Below are 1,818 nucleotides of genomic sequence, written 5' to 3'. Positions count from 1 at the left end.
ATGGCCGTCAATAAAATCGCCCGTAAAAGCAGCAAATTCCGCGTTGTCTTTACCGTCCCCGATTTCTGCTGGCCGCCTCCACCCGCTCCCCCTTCCGTTCCACCCATCCCCTTCCCACTCTTTGCTGATCTCGGCGGTGCCAAAACCGTCGCCAAAGACGTACGCCTCAACCGCAAGCCTGCTTTTGTCTTTAATGCCAGTAAGACGCACAAAACTTATGGCGATGAAATCGCCCTTCCGGGCCGTAAAGGGGTAAAAAGCCGCACCGCCACCAAACCGGCCTGGCCGATGCGCCATTCTTCCTCGGTTAAAATCCGCAAACGCTATATCGTGCGTACTGGCGATATGTTCCATATGAACGGCAAGTTCAGCAAAAGACTCCCCCCTAAAACCTGTTTGTCCTGCAAGGGTGCGGTAGGTGCCGGCCGTCCAGTCAATCCGATACACGGTTTGAAGTTTTTGGAGGGTGAAACCGACTTTGCCTTTGAAGGTATTCTGCCGCTGGTATGGAGCCGCAGCTATTATTCCGACCAAGACGGTACCGGCTGGCTCGGCGAGGGCTGGAGCGTACCGGGCTGCCAGCGCATTATCCGCGATGCGGCCGGATTGGCCTATATCGACGATCAGGGCCGTTTGTTCCCTTTGCCGGAAGTCGATGAAGATGACGAAGAGCCGGTATTGTTTGAGAGCGAACAGATTTGGTTCAGCAAGAACCCGGACGGCCATTATGTCATTGCTTCTCTGGACGGTTCGATAGCGCTGCGTTTTGCGCCTTTGGTGGTGGCGGAGGACGGTTCTGATGAAGATTCCACCCTCTTCCCGCTGGTCGCGGTGGAAGACGCCAACGGCAACCATCAGCGTTTCGTCTATCATCCGCTGACCGGTCTGCCGCAATACGTCATCGACGGCAACGGCCGGGTGTTCTCGCTAAACTTCGGCAATGTGGCCGATGAGCAGTCGCCTAGAATGCGGCTGCTGTCGGTGTCGCTGTTGGAGGGTTTACCATCCTTTGGCGAAACGGTCCGGGTCGGTATGCCGCTGGTCCGCTATGAATACGACGGCAGTGGTGACCTGATCCGCGTCATCGGCCGCGACGGTAATGTCAAACGCAGCTTCGGCTATAAAAACAATCTGATGGTGTCGCATACGGATGCGGCCGGATTGGTATCGGAATACGAATACGACCATTACACCCCGACCGGCAAAGTCATCCGCAACCGGACTTCTTTGGGCGAGGAATGGCGTTTTACCTATCACGAAGGTTACACCGAGGTAACCGACATATTGGGCCGTACCGAGCAATATCATTACGACTACAACAATGAGTTGACCAAACGGGTGTTTGCCGACGGCAGTACCAACCTGATGGAACGCGACGACTTGGGCCGTCTGCTCAGCCATACCGATGCAATGGGACGCGTTACCCGTTATCAATACAGCAACGAAGGCCAGGTAGAAAGCATTATCCGTCCGGACGGCGTCATCCTGCATTTCGACTATGACGACAACTACCGTCTGATCCGCAAAAGCGATGCCGAAAGCCGTTACCACGGCTATACCTATGACGAAGCGGGCAACCTGCTGACCCATACCGACCCGCTGAAACACATCACCCGTTTCGAATATGCCGGCAACGGTCTGTTGCTGTCGGTAACCGATCCGAACGGCAGCAGTACCGCATACCACTATAACGAAAACCATCAGCCCGACCGGATTACCGACTGCTCGGGTTACGAAACCAAACTGGCCTACACCCCCGAAGGACAGTTGGCGCGTATTACCGATGCGCTGGAACAGCACACCGAATACCACTACGAC

General features: G+C 55.4%; 1 protein-coding gene. It reads left to right on the top strand.

Annotation, left to right across the window (positions count from 1 at the left end; translation table 11 throughout):
- A partial coding sequence (locus tag ACTHUE_RS17570; RefSeq protein WP_440361300.1) for a DUF6531 domain-containing protein occupies positions 1-1,818 on the top strand: 1,818 nt, incomplete at both ends.

It is taken from the genome of Neisseria sp. P0021.S005 (assembly GCF_051956955.1).
The sequence above is the reverse complement of the archived record's forward strand: the minus strand, read 5'-3'. Positions and strand labels throughout refer to the sequence as shown.